Annotated in this window: 11 protein-coding genes; 4 read left to right on the top strand and 7 right to left on the bottom strand. The window is 66.9% G+C overall.

Going from position 1 to position 16577, the window contains the following annotated elements:
- The first annotated feature begins 3 nt into the window (after window positions 1–3).
- A complete protein-coding gene (locus GA645_RS05135; protein WP_152220546.1) occupies window positions 4–1365 on the top strand; it encodes a UDP-glucose/GDP-mannose dehydrogenase family protein in 1362 nt (453 codons plus the stop codon).
- A gap of 90 nt (window positions 1366–1455) precedes the next feature.
- On the opposite strand, the gene GA645_RS05130 is transcribed toward GA645_RS05135, so the two are convergent.
- From GA645_RS05130 to ptsP, 3 genes are read right to left on the bottom strand one after another with little or no spacing between them, the layout of a single operon-like run.
- The gene (locus tag GA645_RS05130; protein ID WP_152220545.1) at window positions 1456–3201 is read right to left on the bottom strand and encodes a PTS fructose-like transporter subunit IIB; all 1746 of its coding nucleotides are present in this window, start codon (window positions 3199–3201) and stop codon (window positions 1456–1458) included.
- Window positions 3202–3237: 36 nt separating this feature from the next.
- Window positions 3238–4173 carry a 1-phosphofructokinase gene (gene pfkB, locus GA645_RS05125; protein WP_152220544.1) on the bottom strand — a complete coding sequence of 312 codons (936 nt, stop codon included), beginning with the start codon at window positions 4171–4173 and terminating at the stop codon, window positions 3238–3240.
- A complete protein-coding gene (ptsP, locus tag GA645_RS05120; protein ID WP_152220543.1) occupies window positions 4173–7058 on the bottom strand; it encodes a phosphoenolpyruvate--protein phosphotransferase in 2886 nt (961 codons plus the stop codon). Before ptsP ends, pfkB begins: the two co-directional genes overlap by 1 nt.
- A gap of 214 nt (window positions 7059–7272) precedes the next feature.
- Here ptsP and cra point away from each other — a divergent pair, with 214 nt between their 5' ends.
- Window positions 7273–8265 (top strand): catabolite repressor/activator, encoded by a 993-nt coding sequence (gene cra, locus GA645_RS05115; RefSeq protein WP_152220541.1) that lies wholly within the window; start codon window positions 7273–7275, stop codon window positions 8263–8265.
- 4 nt (window positions 8266–8269) lie between these two features.
- Window positions 8270–9049 carry a TatD family hydrolase gene (locus tag GA645_RS05110; protein ID WP_152220539.1) on the top strand — a complete coding sequence of 260 codons (780 nt, stop codon included), beginning with the start codon at window positions 8270–8272 and terminating at the stop codon, window positions 9047–9049.
- A 308-nt stretch (window positions 9050–9357) separates the two neighbouring features.
- Here the strand turns inward: GA645_RS05110 and GA645_RS29255 are convergent, their stop codons facing one another.
- The 4 genes from GA645_RS29255 to GA645_RS05090 all read right to left on the bottom strand — a co-directional run bounded on the left by GA645_RS29255 (window position 9358) and on the right by GA645_RS05090 (window position 15398).
- Complete coding sequence (locus GA645_RS29255) at window positions 9358–10062, bottom strand: methyl-accepting chemotaxis protein (protein ID WP_372239799.1); 705 nt, start codon at window positions 10060–10062, stop codon at window positions 9358–9360.
- Between the two features lie 1554 nt (window positions 10063–11616).
- On the bottom strand, window positions 11617–12453 hold the full coding sequence (gene ampE, locus GA645_RS05100) for a regulatory signaling modulator protein AmpE (RefSeq protein ID WP_152220535.1): 837 nt from the start codon (window positions 12451–12453) through the stop codon (window positions 11617–11619).
- Window positions 12450–13013: a 1,6-anhydro-N-acetylmuramyl-L-alanine amidase AmpD gene (gene ampD, locus GA645_RS05095; protein ID WP_152220533.1), complete on the bottom strand. Its 564-nt coding sequence runs from the start codon at window positions 13011–13013 to the stop codon at window positions 12450–12452. Before ampD ends, ampE begins: the two co-directional genes overlap by 4 nt.
- 87 nt (window positions 13014–13100) lie before the next feature.
- Window positions 13101–15398, bottom strand: a complete 2298-nt coding sequence (locus GA645_RS05090) for a DUF1631 domain-containing protein (RefSeq protein ID WP_152220531.1) — start codon at window positions 15396–15398, stop codon at window positions 13101–13103.
- 285 nt (window positions 15399–15683) lie between these two features.
- On the opposite strand from GA645_RS05090, the gene nadC reads away from it, so the two are divergent.
- On the top strand, window positions 15684–16532 hold the full coding sequence (gene nadC / locus GA645_RS05085; protein WP_152220529.1) for a carboxylating nicotinate-nucleotide diphosphorylase: 849 nt from the start codon (window positions 15684–15686) through the stop codon (window positions 16530–16532).
- Window positions 16533–16577 lie beyond the last annotated feature (45 nt).

Raw genomic sequence — 16577 nt, 5'->3', positions numbered from 1 at the left:
AGCATGAAAATCAGCGTATTCGGTATCGGCTATGTCGGGCTCGTTCAAGCCGCCGTCATGGCGGAAGTCGGCCATGACGTCCTGTGCATGGACATCGACAAGGAAAAGATCGCCAAGCTCAAGCGCGGCCAGATCAGCATCTACGAACCCGGCCTGGCCGAGCTGGTGAAGGACAACCTGGAAGCCGGTCGCCTGCACTTCACCGACGACGTTGCCGAAGCAACTGCCCACGGTCGTGTGCAGTTCATCGCCGTGGGCACGCCGCCCAGCGCCGATGGCTCGGCCGACCTGAGCGCCGTGTTCGCCGTGGCCGAGAGCATCGCCCGCCACCGCCACCAGCCGGTGATCATCGTCGAGAAGTCCACGGTTCCGGTGGGCACTGGTGACCGCATCAAGGCGCACCTGCAGAAGGTGCTGAACGACCTGGGGCGCACGCTGGAGTTCGATATCGTCTCCAACCCCGAGTTCCTCAAGGAAGGCTCCGCACTGGCCGACTGCCGCAAGCCCGACCGCATCGTCATCGGCTGCGAGCGCCCGGAAGTGATGGACGTGATGCGCGAGATCTACGAGCCGTTCAACCGCAATCATGACCGCATCATCAGCATGAACCTGCGCAGCGCCGAACTGACCAAGTACGCCGCCAACTGCATGCTGGCGACCAAGATCAGCTTCATCAACCAGATCGCCGAACTGGCCGAGCACATGGGCGCCGACATCGAATCGGTGCGCCAGGGCATGGGCGCCGATCCGCGCATCGGCTACCACTTCATCTACCCCGGCTGCGGCTACGGTGGCTCGTGCTTCCCCAAGGACGTACAAGCCCTGATCCAGAGCGCCAAGGAAGCGGACTGCTCCAACGACCTGCTGCGTGCCGTGGAAGCGGTGAACGTCCGCCAGAAGAACAAGCTGTTCCAGCGCATCCACCGCTACTTCGACGGTCAACTGGCCGGACGCACCTTCGCGCTCTGGGGGCTGTCGTTCAAGCCCAACACCGACGACATGCGCGATGCGCCAAGCCGCGCACTGATGGAAGCGCTTTGGGAAGCCGGCGCCCAGGTACGCGCCTTCGACCCGGAGGCCATGACCGAAGCGCAACGCCTGTACGGTCACGATGAGCGCCTGACGCTGATGGGCACCCCGGAGGCCACCCTCGGCGGCGCCGATGCGCTGGTGATCTGCACCGAGTGGCAGCAGTTCAAGGCCCCGGACTTCGACCTGCTGTCCAGCCGCCTGAAAGCCCCGGTGATCTTCGACGGCCGCAACCTGTTCGATCCGGAGCGCATGGCGCGCCATGGTTTCGAATACTTCCCGATGGGCCGCGGCGACTCGCACCGCCTGCCGGTGCCAGTAATCGCGCAGAAATAAGCGGAGCAGCGCCGGGCCAGAGTCGTGGCTCGCCGCTGCCAACCTTCGCAAGAAGAACTGTTTTTTGGGCTATTCACTGCGCTCCCTGCCCTACCGGGCGGGCTCGCCCATCACCATCATCGGCGCCGCCTCCGAGCGCTTGAGCACGGCATAGAGCACGCCCGTCACCACGCTGCCCAGGGCAATCGCCAGCAGGTACAGCAACGCGTGGTTCATTGCGTTGGGAATCAGCAGCACGAAGAGCCCTCCATGGGGCGCCAGCAGCTTGCAACCGAACAGCATCGACAGCGCACCGGTCAGCGCGCCGCCCACGATGCTGGCCGGGATCACCCGCAGCGGGTCCTTGGCGGCGAAGGGAATCGCACCCTCGGAGATGAAGCACAGCCCCAGCACCAGCGCCGCCTTGCCTGCTTCGCGCTCGCTCTGGGCGAACTTGCGCCGCGCCAGCAGGGTGGCGATGCCCATGCCGATCGGCGGGACCATGCCTCCCGCCATCACCGCCGCCATCGGCGCATAGCTCTGCGAAGCCAGCAGGCCGACCGAGAAGGCATAGGCCGCCTTGTTGATCGGGCCACCGAGGTCGACGCACATCATCCCGCCCAGCAGCAGCCCCAGCAGGATGGCATTGGTGGTGCCCATACCAGCGAGGAAGCCCGTCAGCGAATGCATCATCGCCGCCACCGGCGAGCCCACCACGTAGATCATCACCAACCCGGTGAACAGGCTGGCCAGCAGCGGAATGATCAGGATTGGTTTGAGTGCGGCGACGCTGTCCGGCAGCGGAAGCCACTGCGCGATGGCCCGCGCGCAGTACCCGGCCAGCAGCCCGGCGACGATGCCGCCCAGGAAGCCCGCGCCCAGGGTGCTCGCCAGCAGGCCGCCGATCATCCCCGGCGCCAACCCCGGACGGTCGGCGATGGACCAGGCGATGTAACCGGCGAGCATCGGCACCATCAGCTTGAACGCCGCCTCGCCGCCGATCTGCATCAGCGCGGCCGCCAAAGTGCCTTGCTGCTTGAACGCCTCGATACCGAAGACGAACGACAGCGCGATCAACAGACCGCCCGCCACCACCATCGGCAGCATGAAGGACACGCCGGTGAGCAGGTGCTTGTACACCCCGCGCGCCTCGCTCTTCCCCGCTGCCGTGCCGCTGCCGGCTGCCGTGGCGGACTCCTCTACCGCCTCCCTCAACGCGCGATCGAGGATCGCCTGCGGCTGCTTCAGCGCCACCCCGGTGCCGCAGCGGAAGATGCGCTTGCCGGCAAAACGCTCGGTGTTCACTTCGATGTCCGCCGCCAGCAGAACCACATCGGCGTCGGCAATGTCCTCGGCGCTCAGTGGATTGCGTGCACCGACCGAGCCCTGGGTCTCCACCTTCAGCCCGTAGCCCATCTGCTGCGCGGCCTGCTGCAAGGCCTCGGCGGCCATGAAAGTGTGCGCCACCCCGGTCGGGCAGGCCGTGACCGCCACCAGTTTCACCGCACGCGCGGTCCCAGTGGTGACGCTCGGTGAGTCGTCGGCCCGGCAGACCTCCGCATCTTGCACAGCGCGCTGGAGGAAGGCGGCGGGATCGGCCAGCGCCTCGGCCGGACGAATCTGTAGCAGACGTTTGCCAACGAAGCGCGAGAGGTCCAGCGGCTGTGCGCTGACCACCAGCACCCAGTCGGCCGCCGCGATCTGAGCTTCGGAGAGCTGGCGTTCGGGATGCTGCGGGTCGCGCTGTTCGACGCACACCGACCAGCCCAGGCGCTCGGCCGCAGCACGCAGCAGGCGCGCGCTGAGCACACTGGTGATCTGACCATTCGGGCAGGCGGTGATGAGGGCAAGGTTCATCTTCATAACCTCTTGTTGTTCTGGAGGCGGTACGGGTCAGGCCTGGGCCTGGACCTGCACGCCGTCTTGAATCTGGATCAGGCGCGGCGCATCGCCGATGCCGAACTCGAACTGGGTGACCGCCAGCGCAGCCACCGCCGTGGCATGGCGCAGCACGCGCTCGGCCGGCCAGCCTTCCAGCAGGCCGTGCAGCATGCCGGCGAGCAGCGAGTCACCCGCTCCCACCGTGCTCGCCACCTCGACCTTCGGCGGAACGGCCCTCCAGTTCCCCAGAGGGCCGAACCAGCGCACACCCTCGGCGCCCTGGGACAACACCACCTGCTCGATACCCCGCGCACGCAGCGCCTCGGCCTGCGCCGCCAGCGCCGCTGGCGTATCGAGAGGCTGGCCGCAGGCTTCGGCCAGCTCGGTATCGTTCGGCTTGATCAGCCAGGGCGCCGCGTCGAGCCCGGCGCGCAGAGCCGCACCGCTGCTGTCGAACGCCACCTTCAGGCCGCGCCGCCCCAGCCGTAGCAGCAATTCGCGCAACCAGTCGGGATCGACACCGCGCGGCAGGCTGCCGGCGACCACCACCAGCTCATGCTCGCTGGCTATGCGGTCAAGACGGTCGAGCAAGGCATCCTGCTCAGGGGCACTCACCTCAGGGCCGGGGCCGTTGATGTCGGTGATGCGTCCGCCGCCTTCGGCCAGCTTGATATTGCTGCGGGTTTCCCCCGGCACGCGGACGAAGGCATCGACGAAACCACGGCGCTGGAACAGCGCCTCGAATGGCGGGGCGTTGTCCGCCCCGAGGAAGCCGGTCACGCTCAGGGAGTGCCCGAGGTCGGCCAGCACCTGGGCGACGTTCAGCCCCTTGCCGGCCGCCTGGCTGAGCACCGACTCGCTGCGGTTGACCTCGCCGACGTCGAGCCGGGGCAGGCGTACCGTCAGGTCCAGTGCGGGATTCAGGGTCACGGTGAGGATGCGCGCCATCAGTTCACCTCCGGCAGGGCCTGGGCGACGCGTTCGCGCACCTCGGCAGCGGAACCCAGGGCCAGCACGGCCTGCGCCAGTTCACGGGCAACCGGCAACTCGAGCTCTCGCACCCGCGCCTTCACCAGCGGGATGCTGCGCGCCGACACGCTCAACTCATCCACTCCCAACCCCACCAGCAGCGGCACGGCCTGCACATCCGCCGCCAGTTCGCCGCAGACGCCCACCCACTTGCCGTGGGCATGGGCCGCGCGCACGGTGATGTCGATCAGTTGCAACACCGCCGGGTGCAGACCATCGGCCTGCGTCGAGAGGGTCGGATGGCCACGGTCGATGGCCAGGGTGTATTGGGTCAGGTCGTTGGTGCCGACGCTGAAGAAGTCCACCTCCTGCGCCAACACCGGAGCCAGTAATGCCGCCGACGGCACCTCGACCATGATGCCCAGTTGCAGGTCGTGCTCGCCGCCCAGCTCCACGCAGAGCTGCCGGGTCAGGTCGCGCGCCTGCCGCCACTCCTGCACCTGCCCGACCATCGGGAACATGATGCGCAGCGGGCGTCCGGCGGCGGCCCGCAGCAACGCGCGCAGCTGGGTCTGGAAGATTTGCGGACGCTGCAGGGTCAGGCGCACCCCGCGCACGCCAAGGTAGGGGTTCTCCTCCTGCGGGATCGGCCAGTAAGGCAGCGGCTTGTCGCCGCCCACATCGAGCGTGCGCGCCACCAGCGGACGTCCGTCGAGGGCGTCGAGCACGCGGCGGTACTCGGCCTCCTGCATCGCCTCATCCGGCGCCTGGGGGTTGTCCATGAACACGAATTCGGTACGCAGCAGGCCAACGCCTTCCGCGCCCTGCTCCACCGCTGCCGCGGCGCCGGAGGTGTCGCCGAGATTGGCGCAGACCGCCACCCCGTGGCCGTCGCGGGTGATCGCCGGTTCATGACGGCGCGCCTCAGCCCGTTCGGCCCGGCGCCGCCGCTGATCACGCCGACGCTCGGCCTCGGCCAGTGACTCGGCACTCGGTGAAACCAGCAGTTCGCCGTGATCACCGTCGAGCAACAGTAGAGTATCGGGGGCCAGCGCCAGCACTGCGGCGCCAGCGCCCACCAGCGCAGGGATGCCCAACGCGCGGGCAATGATCGCGCTATGCGAGGTCGCCCCGCCGCGTGCGGTGAGAATGCCGGCCACCCGCTCGCGGTCCAGCCGCGCAACATCGGAGGGGCCGACCTCGTCCATCACCAGGATGTACGGTCGCTCCGGCGCCATGCTGCCCATTGCGCCGCACAGGCGCGCCAGCACTCGACGACCAACGTCGCGCAGGTCGGCGGCACGCTCCGCCAGCAGGGCGTCGCGCAGCGCTTCCTGCTCACTGGCGACCCGTTCGATCACCTGGCTCCAGGCGGCCTCCGCGCTGGCGCCTTCGGCCAGGCGCGACTGCACTTCGTCGGCCAGCTCCGGGTCCTCCAGCAAGGCCTGGTGGGTGACGAAGATGTCGCGGATGGCCTTGACCTGGGTGCGCTTCACCAGCGCCTCGATCTCGGCGGAAATCGCCTCCTGCGCCTCATCCAGGCGCCGGCGCTCGGCCTCGACGGATTCGCCGCGCTCGGCGAACCGCAAGTGGCGCTCGACCTGCAGATAAGCGGGCCCGCTGGCGATCCCGGGAGACGCGGCAATGGCCTGCAGGCGGCTGCCCGCTTCCGGCGCGGCGGGCGCTTGCGCTTCGATGGCCTCAACGACTTCGGCAGTGGGCCCGGAGGTTTCGGGCAGCGGCTCGACTTCCTCGCCCAGCCCCTGCTCCACCGCCAGGCGCACGGCCTCCAGCGCGCGCTCGGCGATCTCCGGCTCGGCGAAGAACTCCAGCACCTGCCCACGCCGCGCGCCGAGGCTGAGCAGCTTGCTCAGGCTGCGGATCGACACCGGCGCACTATCGGCTTCGGCGATGCGCACGCGAATTTCGCCCTCGAAGTCCCGCGCCAGCAGCATCAATACCTGCGACGGGCGAGCATGCAGCCCGTGCGGGTTGGCCAGCGGCACCCGCACGCTCGGCCAGTCGACCGGCAGCTCGCCGCCCAGGGCCTCCAGCACATGGCGGCTGGTCGTGGCCAGCGCCAGCTCACCCGCGCGGCCGTCCACCAGCAGGTCGCACAGGCGTTCGAACATCGCCCGGTGCGTATCGCCCCGGCTGGCCAGGCAGAACAGCCCGCGCACCGGCAACCCGGCATGATTCAGCTCGCGCTGCGGGGTGACGAAGGCCAGGCCCGGCCGCGAGACGCGCTCGGCGCTGTGCAGCCACCAGAGCCCGTCACCCAGCGGCAGCGCCTCGCTGCCGTGCAACTCGGCGGCGAAGCCGGGTTCGACGCAGCCAGCCTTCTTCAGCCGGCGCGCGCCCAGCACGGTAAGCTCGTCGAAGTCCTCAGCGACGACGCCCAGGCCGACCAGTTGCGTATCCAGCAGCAACGTCTGTGGCGCGCCACGCAGCAGTTGCAGGACAGCTTCAGGACTCCCGGCCAGGCGCAAAGCCTCGCCCATCTCGCCATCCCCCAGGGCAACGGTCAGCAATTGCAGCAGGCGCAGGTGTTCGTCTGACTTGGCGGCGATGCCGATGGCCAGGTGCACCACTTGCCCATCCCCCCAGGCGACGCCCTCGGGGAAATGCATCAGGCGCACACCGGTCCGCTGTACCAGGTGGCGGGTGTCCGGTGTGCCGTGGGGTATCGCGATGCCCTGGCCAAGGTAGGTGGAGCCCTGCGCTTCGCGGGCCTGCAGACCGGCGAGATAGCCGGCGGCGACCAGTCCGTCGTCCTCCAGGGCCGCGCCGAGCAAGGCCAGGGCGGCCTGCTTGTCGGCGGCGCGCTGGTCCATGCGAACCTGCTGCGCGTTCAGTTCGAGCATCGCGATCTCCTCGCCGGCGCAGCTGTGCTCCGGCGTCGTGGGGCGGTCTTCCGCTTGTATGGTGAACAGCTTAGAACCTGTGGATTTCTCGGCCGCCGGAGCGGCTTTCAGGCAATGTCCACATGGAATGCTGAATCGTTTCACCTATTGAGACTGGAACGTTACTCGATAATGCGTGATCCTTGAAGCCCCCAATTGTCGGCAGCCCATCGCGTTGAAACTCAGTGATATCGCCCGCCTGGCCGGTGTTTCGGTCACCACCGCCAGCTATGTGATCAACGGCAAGGCCGTGCAGCGACGCATCAGCGCCGCCACGGTGGAGCGCGTGCGCGCGGTGATCGAAGAGCACGGCTACCACCCGGACCAGCAGGCCGCCAGCCTGCGCCGCGGCCAGACCCGTACCCTCGGCTTCGTCCTCCCGGACCTGGAAAATCCCAGCTACGCCAAGCTGGCCAAGCTGCTCGAACAGGGCGCCCGGGCCCGTGGCTACCAGTTGCTGATCGCCAGCTCCGACGACGAGCCCGATACCGAGCGCCAGGTACTCAACCTGTTCCGCGCGCGACGTTGCGATGCGCTGATCGTCGCCAGCTGCCTGCCGGGCAACGACGACAGCCTGGCCCGCCTGCTGGCCATCGGCGTGCCGGTGATCGCAGTGGACCGCCAGCTCGATCCACAGCGCTTCTGCTCGGTGGTCAGCGACGACCGCGAGGCCTGCCAGCGCCTCACCGCCAGCCTGCTGAACCCGGCGCCACGGAGCATCGCCCTGCTCGGCGCGCGCTCGGAACTGATCATCAGCCAGGAGCGGGCGGCGGGCTTCCGTAGCGCGCTGCGCGACTTCAAGGGACAGGTCCTGGTCGAGCACGGCGAGACATTCAGCCGTGACTGCGGCCGCCGGCTGATGGAAGAGTTGCTGGCGCTTCAGGGCCAGTTGCCCGATGCGCTGATCACCACCTCCTACGTCCTGCTCGAAGGTGTCTTCGACGTGCTCCAGGCCCGGCCCGAGGGCTGGCCCGCGGGGCTGCGCATCGCCACCTTCGGCGACACCCAGCTGCTCGACTTCGTCCCGCTGAAGGTCAATGCGATCTCCCAGCAGCACGCATTGATCGCCGAGCGGGCCCTGGACCTGGCGCTGAGCGCGATAGAACAGAACAGCTACACCCCCGGCGTACATCCCGTCGCGCGCACCCTGAAACTGCGCACGGAGTAAGACCATGCAGCTGATCGACACCCACAACCACCTCGACTGCCCGGACTTCGCCGACGACCGTCAGGCGGTGCTACAGCGCAGCCGCGAGCGCGGGGTGATCCGTCAGGTGCTGCTAGGGGTGTCCCGCGAGAACTGGGAGGACGTCTGGACACTGGTCGAGCAAGAACCCGACCTGTATGCCGCCATCGGGCTACACCCGATCTACCTGGCGCGCCATCGGCCCGAGCACCTGACGGCGCTGCGTGACTGGCTGGAGCGCCTGGCGGGTCATCCCAAGCTCTGCGCAGTGGGTGAAATCGGCCTGGACTACTACCTGGAAGACCTCGACCGTGACGGCCAACAGGCGATCTTCGAGGATCAGCTGCGCGCCGCCATCGACTTCGAACTGCCGGTGCTGCTGCACGTGCGCCGCTCCCATGCGGCGGTGATCGCTACCCTCAAGCGCTTCAGGTCCGAGCGCCAGGGCATCATCCATGCCTTCGCCGGCAGCCGCGAGGAAGCCCGCGAGTACCTCAAGCTGGGTTTCCGCCTGGGGCTGGGCGGTGCGCCAACCTGGCCGCAGGCCAACCGCCTGCGCAAGGTGGTACCGGAGATTCCGCTGGAGTCCATCGTGCTGGAGACCGACTCGCCGGACATGGCGCCGGCCATGTATCCCTACGTGCGCAACAGCCCCGAACACCTTCCGGAGATCTGCGCGGCGCTGGCGGAGCTCAAGGGCGTCAGCCCGGAAGAACTGGCGAGCGCCAGCACGCGCAACGCGATGGAGTTGTTCGGCTGGACCTGAGCCGCTGCTCTTGTAGGAGCGCCCCATGGGCGCGATCGCGGGCATGGCCCGCTCCTCCGGGAAACTCGGGATTGAACGGGTAACAGCGAAGCTGCGCGATTCGCTCTCGTGCTCTTCGTAGGAGCGAGCTTGCTCGCGAACCACCCGGCGATGGCGTCATAGGGGACATCTGTTCGCGAGCAAGCTCGCTCCTACAGGGTCACAAGCACTCGATCATGAACCTGAATTCACCGACAACCCGGTATCCGCGAGATGGGGAAGCGTCCTTGCGCTCACGCGGATACCGGGCTGCTGATGAAAACCCTTTCTCAGACCCGGAACGCGCCAATCAGGCGCTTGAGCTCGACCACCTGCCCGGTCAGCTCGCGGCTGGCGCGCTCGGTCTCGCTGGCGCCTTCGGCGGTGCGCTCACCGGCCTGGTTGATCTGCACGATGTTCTGGTCGATGTCATGGGCGACCGCCGTCTGCTGCTCGGCGGCGGCGGCGATCTGCTGGTTCTGGTCGACGATGGCGCCCACCGCCTGGAGGATGTTCTCCAGCGCCAGCTGCACCTGCTCCGACTGACTCACAGTGCCATCGGCGGTGTGATGACTGCTGCCCATCGCCTTCACCGCCGCGCCCACGCCGTTCTGCAGGCGGGCGATCATCTGCTCGATTTCCTCGGTGGACTGCTGGGTGCGCTTGGCCAGCGTGCGCACCTCGTCGGCCACCACCGCGAAACCGCGGCCCTGCTCGCCAGCCCGCGCCGCTTCGATGGCGGCGTTGAGCGCAAGCAGGTTGGTCTGTTCGGCGATGCCCTTGATCACATCCAGCACGCGGCTGATGGAGGCGCTGTCGGCCGCCAACTGGTTGATCACCGCCACCGACTCGTCGATCTCGCCGGCCAGGCGCTGGATGCTGCCCACCTGGGACTCCACCAGGGCGCGGCCGCTGGCGGTTTCCTGGTTGACATTGTGCGCGCTGCCCACCGCCACGGCGGCGCTGCGCGCCACCTCCTGGGCAGTGGCCGCCATCTGGTTCATCGCCGTGGCGACCTGCTCGATCTGGTTGCGCTGGCCGGTCACGGCCTGGTTGCTCTCGGCGGATACCGACTCGACCCGCACGGTCTGCCGCTCGACCTCGGCGACGGTGCGGCCGACCTGCTCGATGAGGTCGTGAATCCTCGCCACCGTCTGGTTGAAGGCCTGCCCGAGCTCGCCGAGCTCGTCCTGGCTCTGCGCGCGGAAGGTGACCGTCATGTCACCGGAGGCGACGTGCTCCATCATCTGCCCCAGGCTCTTGAGGGTGGTGCGGGTGGAGACGTAGAAGCCGCTGTACAGGTAGCCGATGGCGAGGAACACCACCAGCAGCGCCAGCACCAGCAGCACCATCTGCCGCTGCTTGCTGGCCAGGCGCTCCTGCAGCGCGTGGTCGATGAAGGCCAGCACCTGGTCGTCGAGGCGGTAGGTCTTGTCCATCGACTGGCTGACCTGGTCATAGAAGTTGGCCCAGGGGGTGTCGAGGGTATCGGCCATCACCACCTTGTCCTCGAACAGCTTGCCCAGGCTCTTGAGGGTTTCGCGGCTGGCCTCGGCGTCGGTGGCCAGCGCGGCCTGCGCGGCGGCACTGCCGCCCAGGGCGTCCTGCAACTTCAGGCCGTACTCGGCGTGGAGCTTTTCCAGCTCCTGCAGCAGGTCATTGAAGCGGTCGCTCGCGGACGAATTGAGGAAGCCCTGGCCCAGCGCACCGGAGCCGATGGTACGGCCCACGCTGAGGGTCTGGGTAATGTGCGGGGTCACGGTGGTAATCAGTTCGGCGAGCTGGCGCACGTCACGGGCGTCGTCCTGGCTCAGCCCGCCCTGGGACAGCAGCAGCTTGTTGAACACCTGCACCTGGCTGAGCAGGCGTGCCGCCGTAGCCGCCTTGCTCTGCAGCGAGCCCTCGCTCTCCACGCCCTTGAGGGAGCTGAGCAACTCGTCGCGCTTGGCGTTGAATTCGGCGACCTGATCGACGTCCTGGGTGACCGGCTGCAGCGCACCGATCTGCGCCAGCAGGTCCTTGTGCACCTGGGCGATGCGCCCGTCGATGCCGCCGCCCTTGCTGGACTGGCCGAGCACGCCGTTGATCTGCAGCAGATCGTTGTAGGCTTCGACATTGCGGCGGATCTGCTGGCCATTGCCGATCAGCTGCAGGCTTTGAAGTTCGGAGCGGGTGCTGACGAACTGGCGATAGGAGTCACGCACCAGATAGAAATTGGTGATCAGCATCGGCAGGAAAAACAGCACGCTGATCAGGCTGAACTTCATGCCGAAGCTCAGGCGGTTCATCAGCGCGATGGCCGGATAGAGCACAGTCCTCACAAAGACGTCTCCTGTTCCCGTTATTGTTATGTCGCTTGTCGGGGATGGCAGGTGCGCCCCTGGACTGGCGCACGCCGCACGCGCGCTCGCCGGAACGGCTCGTGATGGAGATCACAGACCGGAACGGCGCGCACAGGCTTCTGTGTACCTGATATCGGCGGGGAGTTCTGTAACTTAAGGTTAAAATGCCATCACCGGACCAACGGCGGCGGGTCCGGTGTCAGGCTCTTACAACAGCAGGGTCCAGACGGCGAAGGCCGCGTACCAAAGCACCGCCGAGCGCACCAGCAACTGCCAGAGAGCATCCAGGCTGGCGACACCCTTGGCGCCCAGACCACCTTCATTGAAGTCCTCGGCGACGTAGCCGGCCTGGGCCAGCAGCCGGGCGGCGGGTACATCCCAGGCCAGCAGGTCATGCAGCAGGCTGCGGCTGACGGCGACGAAGTTGCCCACCAGGGCGAAGCTCAGCACCAACGCCCGCGCCGGCAGCCAGTCGAACGCATGACGCAACTGGACGGCACGCTCGCGCAACTCCGGCTGCCTGCCCTGCTCCGCTGCGATGGCCAGCAAACGATAGGTCAGCGCGGCCACCGGCCCCAGCAATGCGTACCAGAAGATCACCGCGAAGAACGCCTGATAGGCCTGCCACACCAGCGTGCCCTGTACCTGCGCCAGCAGCTCGTCGTCGTTGTCGGCCTGCACGCCAAGGTCGCGCTCGGCAACGTGGTAGGCACCCTGGGCATCCTCGCGGCGCCAGGCATCACGGAACGGGCCGGTGGCCCGCAGGATGTCGCCACGCCCCAGGCTCCACACCGCCACCAGCAGGTGCACCGGCAGCGCCAGCAGCCCATAGGCGACAGGCTCCAGCAAGGTCAGCAGCAGCGCCAGCAGCAGCAAGGGTGGCAACAGCGCCGTGAGCAGCCCGAGCCAGGGTTTGGCCACCAGCGACGGCACACCGCCCACGGTATCCAACCAGCCGAGCCACAGGCTGTCGCGCTGCAGGCGCGCGCGCCAGGAAGAGAGTTTCTCGACAACCAGAACCAGCAACAGCACCAGGAAACTCATATCGACTCCTTCGCTCCGATGGCGGCGAAATAGCGCGCCCAGTCGAACGCCTCACCCGGGTCGGTCTTGCGCTCGGGGGCGATATCGCAGTGCCCCTGGATGCGCGCCGGGGTAATGGCCGGATAGCACGCCTGTAATTGCCGTGTCAGCTCCGCCAGCACCTCGTACTGGCGATCGCTATAGGGATCGCAATCGGTCCCCTCCAGTTCGATGCCGATGGAAAAATCGTTGCAATTCTCCCGCCCGTCGAAGCGTGACACGCCGGCGTGCCAGGCGCGCTCATTACACGACACGAACTGGAACAGCGAACCGTCGCGCTCGATGAGGAAGTGCGCGGAAACGGTCATGGCGGCGATGCCGGCGAAATAGGGATGCTCGTCGGCGTCGAGACGGTTCTGGAAGAACTCCTGAACCTTACAGGTACCGAACTGGCCCGGCGGCAGGCTGATGTTGTGGATCACCAGCAACGACACCACCTCGCCGTCCGGGCGGGCATTGAAGTTCGGCGAGGGGCAATGCTGGGCGCCTTGGCACCAGCCGGTAAGAGGATCGAGCTGCATGGGGGCTCCTTGGCAGAACCCCACTCTAAAGCAGCCGCACAGGGAAATGAACTCGCGGGAGCACCGCGCCGCGATGGCGCGGTCCGGTCATGCGTTCTTCAGGCGGCGCAGGTTGCCGATGACCGACTCCAGGGCGCGGTCGAACAGCAGGGCGTCGTCGAGCAGGCGCACGGCGTTGCGGCGGAACTCCAGGGCCAGGCCCATACGGGTTTTCTCCAGTACTTTCATGCCGGTGCGATTGACGAAGATGTAGCGGCAACTCGGGCGGATCACCGCCGCCAGCTTGCAGCGCAGCTTGTGCTCTTCGTCTTCCTGGATCTCGACCCAGCTGCCAACCCGCAGATCATCGACCCGACGCAGCGACGCGTCATCATCGGCAAGCACTTCTTCGGGCTCCACCACCCGGGCCTCTTCGGGAGCAGCAAGGATGATTTCCGCCACGACGGCCACCATCGCCGGCGCAGCGGGAGCGGGAGCGGCCGCCACAGGCGCATCCAGCGGCTCATCGAGCAACGGCAGGTCGTCGTCCAGCGCCGCGGTCCGTTGCTCCTCGGCCTGCTTGTAGCGCTGGAAGGCCTGCACGTGCAGCCCTTCCAGGCGACTGAAGAATTCGCCGGTGGAGAACGGATCGAAGGCAGCAGAAGTCAGGCCCTCGCGCAGCGACTTGAGGAGCTGCGGAACCTTATCCAGCAGGCGCAGACGTGAATCCGGGTCGTCGTGGGGCTCCACGCTCCAGATCAGATCGTCCATGGTAACCAGCGCCGCGCTCCACTCGTTAGACGCAGTGCCGTGCTTGAGGCAGGTGAGCAGCAGCACCTTGCTCCAGGCTTCCTGCAGCAGGCGCACCACCACTTCAGGCAGCGTGCGGCCCAGCAGGCGTTCGTTGAGAACCTGCTCCACGTCCTGGCGCGCAAGCTCGGCACGGGCGCGGCCCTCCTCGGCGTCCCGGGTGCGCTGTTCGAGCAGATCGCTGCGGCGACGCTCGTCACCGGTGAAGACGATGAACTCCTCGAGCAACTCGGAGAAGATCGCCGGATCGTCGACGAAGTCGTTCAGCAGGCGCATCACCACCTGCTCGATCTTCTGGTACAGGTAGTCGCGCTGGCCGTCGGTCTGCTCGCCCCAGCCCAGAGCCGCCGAGGCGATCTCGTTGAGCAGGCGGCGCGCCGGGTGGCTGCCGCGGCTGAAGAAGGTCTTGTCGAGCACCGCGACCTTGAGCATCGGAATCTGCATGCGGCCGATCAGGGCCTTCAGGGAGTCCGGCAGGGTGCGGTCGTCGAGGATGAATTCAAAGAGCATGGAGACGAGATTGATGACGTCCTCGTCGACCTGGCCGACCACGCGAGAGCGGCCACTCTTGGAGCTGACGCGGGTCAGCAGGTGATCCAAGTGCTGGCGTACATCGATCTCATCGATGGTCTGCGCCGGCAGGTGAGACTGCAGGTGGGAGAGCAGGCGCATCAGGTCGCTGCTGGTGATCGGTACCGCATCGGAAGGTACGGCGCGGGTCGGCGCGACGGTTCTGCCACGCACCTGTGAGAGCAGGTCCTGCAGGGCGGAGAAGGCCGCCTGGGACTCGCTGTCCAGGTACTGCGCACCGCCCTGCTCCACCGAGCCGGTGCCGGAGGCAGCGGCGCTTCCCTGGCTTGGCGCCGTACGCTGCGGCGGACGACGCAGCGGTACGTTCTTCAATTCCGGAAGCACGCCGAGGGCGATCAGCGTCTGGTTCGCTTCGGCATACAGGTGCTCGGCCTCGGCCAGCACATACTTGTCGAACAGCTTGAGGATGATCAGCTTGACCTTGATCTCCACCCCCAACCCCTGGCATGCCTCGAGGAACGCCTCGCACAGCAGGCGCGGCCCCAGCGGGTTGGTCTTGTCCTCGACTTTCCTGCTGACCAGCTTGTTGAAACGGGTGGTGAGGTGCCCCAGGGCAATACCGTCACGGCTCATCACCTTGGCGACCATGGCATCCAGCGCCACGGACTCTTCCAGCTCATCGTTCTGGACCAGGGTGAGATTGTCGTAGGAAACGGCGCCCAGCGGCGATGCGCGGCCGATTTCGTACTGACCGAGCTTGGCGAATTGTTCGAAGACTTTCTGCAGGAAGTCGCGCTCGATGTTCTTGCGCTTGAGACGCAGGTCGCGCATGGCTTCGAAATAGGCGCTCTGTTCGGCGTTGTTGCCGGCGCGATCGGCCATCTCGAACAGGGTGTCGTCGGCGTTGTCGAACAGCGCCTGCATGGCCTGACGCAACTGGACAGCCACTTTGTCGCGCACGCTGACCACTGCCGCCGGCAGACGAACGGCAAGCGAACTCGCCGACGGCTCGGGAGCAGCCGACTTGTTCAGCGGCACTACGTTCGCGTTCGCGTCCTTCTGCATCGCAAGTCTCCTGCCGTCAGCCCTGGCCGGGCTGGCTGGCGGTACCAACAGTCATCGAAGCGTCATCCATAACGTCAATTTCGTGGCGTCAAAAAGTAGAAAGATTCGGCATCATTATAGGGAAGGTTCTTGAACAACCAAGAGTCATTTCTCGCATTCTTGAAGAATTTCACGTCGTTTCAGATGCCGCTTGTCTGACAGACAAGCGGCTGGCCGCAGACGCCAATCGATACCCGCCCAGGCCCGTCGCCCGTATAATCCCGCCACTGCGAACAGGAGCCCTCCATGCCGAACCTCACCCTCGCCGAGCTTTCCGGGGAAATCCAGGCCAACGTGCGCGCCGCCTTGGCCGAAGACGTGGGCAGCGGCGACATCACCGCCCAGCTGATCCCCGCCGAGCGCGACGCTGCCGCGCGCATCATTACCCGCGAGAATGCCACCGTAGCGGGCAGCGCCTGGGTCGATGAAGTCTTCCGCCAGGTCAACCCGCGCGTCGAGGTGAAATGGCAGGTCCGCGATGGCGAGCGAGTCAGCGCCGACCAGACCCTGTTCACCCTCGAAGGCCCGGCCCGCGCCTTGCTCACCGGCGAACGCAGCGCGCTGAACTTCCTCCAGTTGCTGTCCGGCACCGCCACCCGCGCCCGCCACTATTCCGACCTGGTCGACGGTACCGGCGTGAAGCTGCTCGATACCCGCAAGACCCTGCCCGGCCTGCGCCTGGCGCAGAAGTACGCGATCACCTGCGGCGGCTGCCACAACCACCGCATCGGCTTGTACGACGCCTTCCTGATCAAGGAAAACCACATCGCCGCCTGCGGTGGCATTGCCCAGGCCATCGCCGAAGCCCACCGCATCGCCCCGGGCAAGCCGGTGGAAATCGAAGTGGAAGACCTCGCCGAACTACGTCAGGCTCTGGATGCCGGTGCCGACATCATCATGCTCGATGAACTGAGCCTGGACGACATGCGCACCGCCGTCGCCCTCACCGCCGGCCGCGCAAAGCTGGAGGCCTCCGGCGGCATCACCGAGGCGACCCTGCGCACCGTCGCCGAGACGGGTGTGGACTACATCTCCATCGGCACCCTGACCAAGGACGTCAAGGCCCTGGACCTGTCGATGCGCTTGAGCCTGTAACACGACACCAAGTTGCCAATTCGATCACGCCGCCCTGCATAGGGC

Source organism: Pseudomonas sp. SCB32 (assembly GCF_009189165.1).
Classification (GTDB): Bacteria; Pseudomonadota; Gammaproteobacteria; order Pseudomonadales; family Pseudomonadaceae; genus Pseudomonas.
This window is presented reverse-complemented; position numbering and strand designations above follow the sequence as displayed.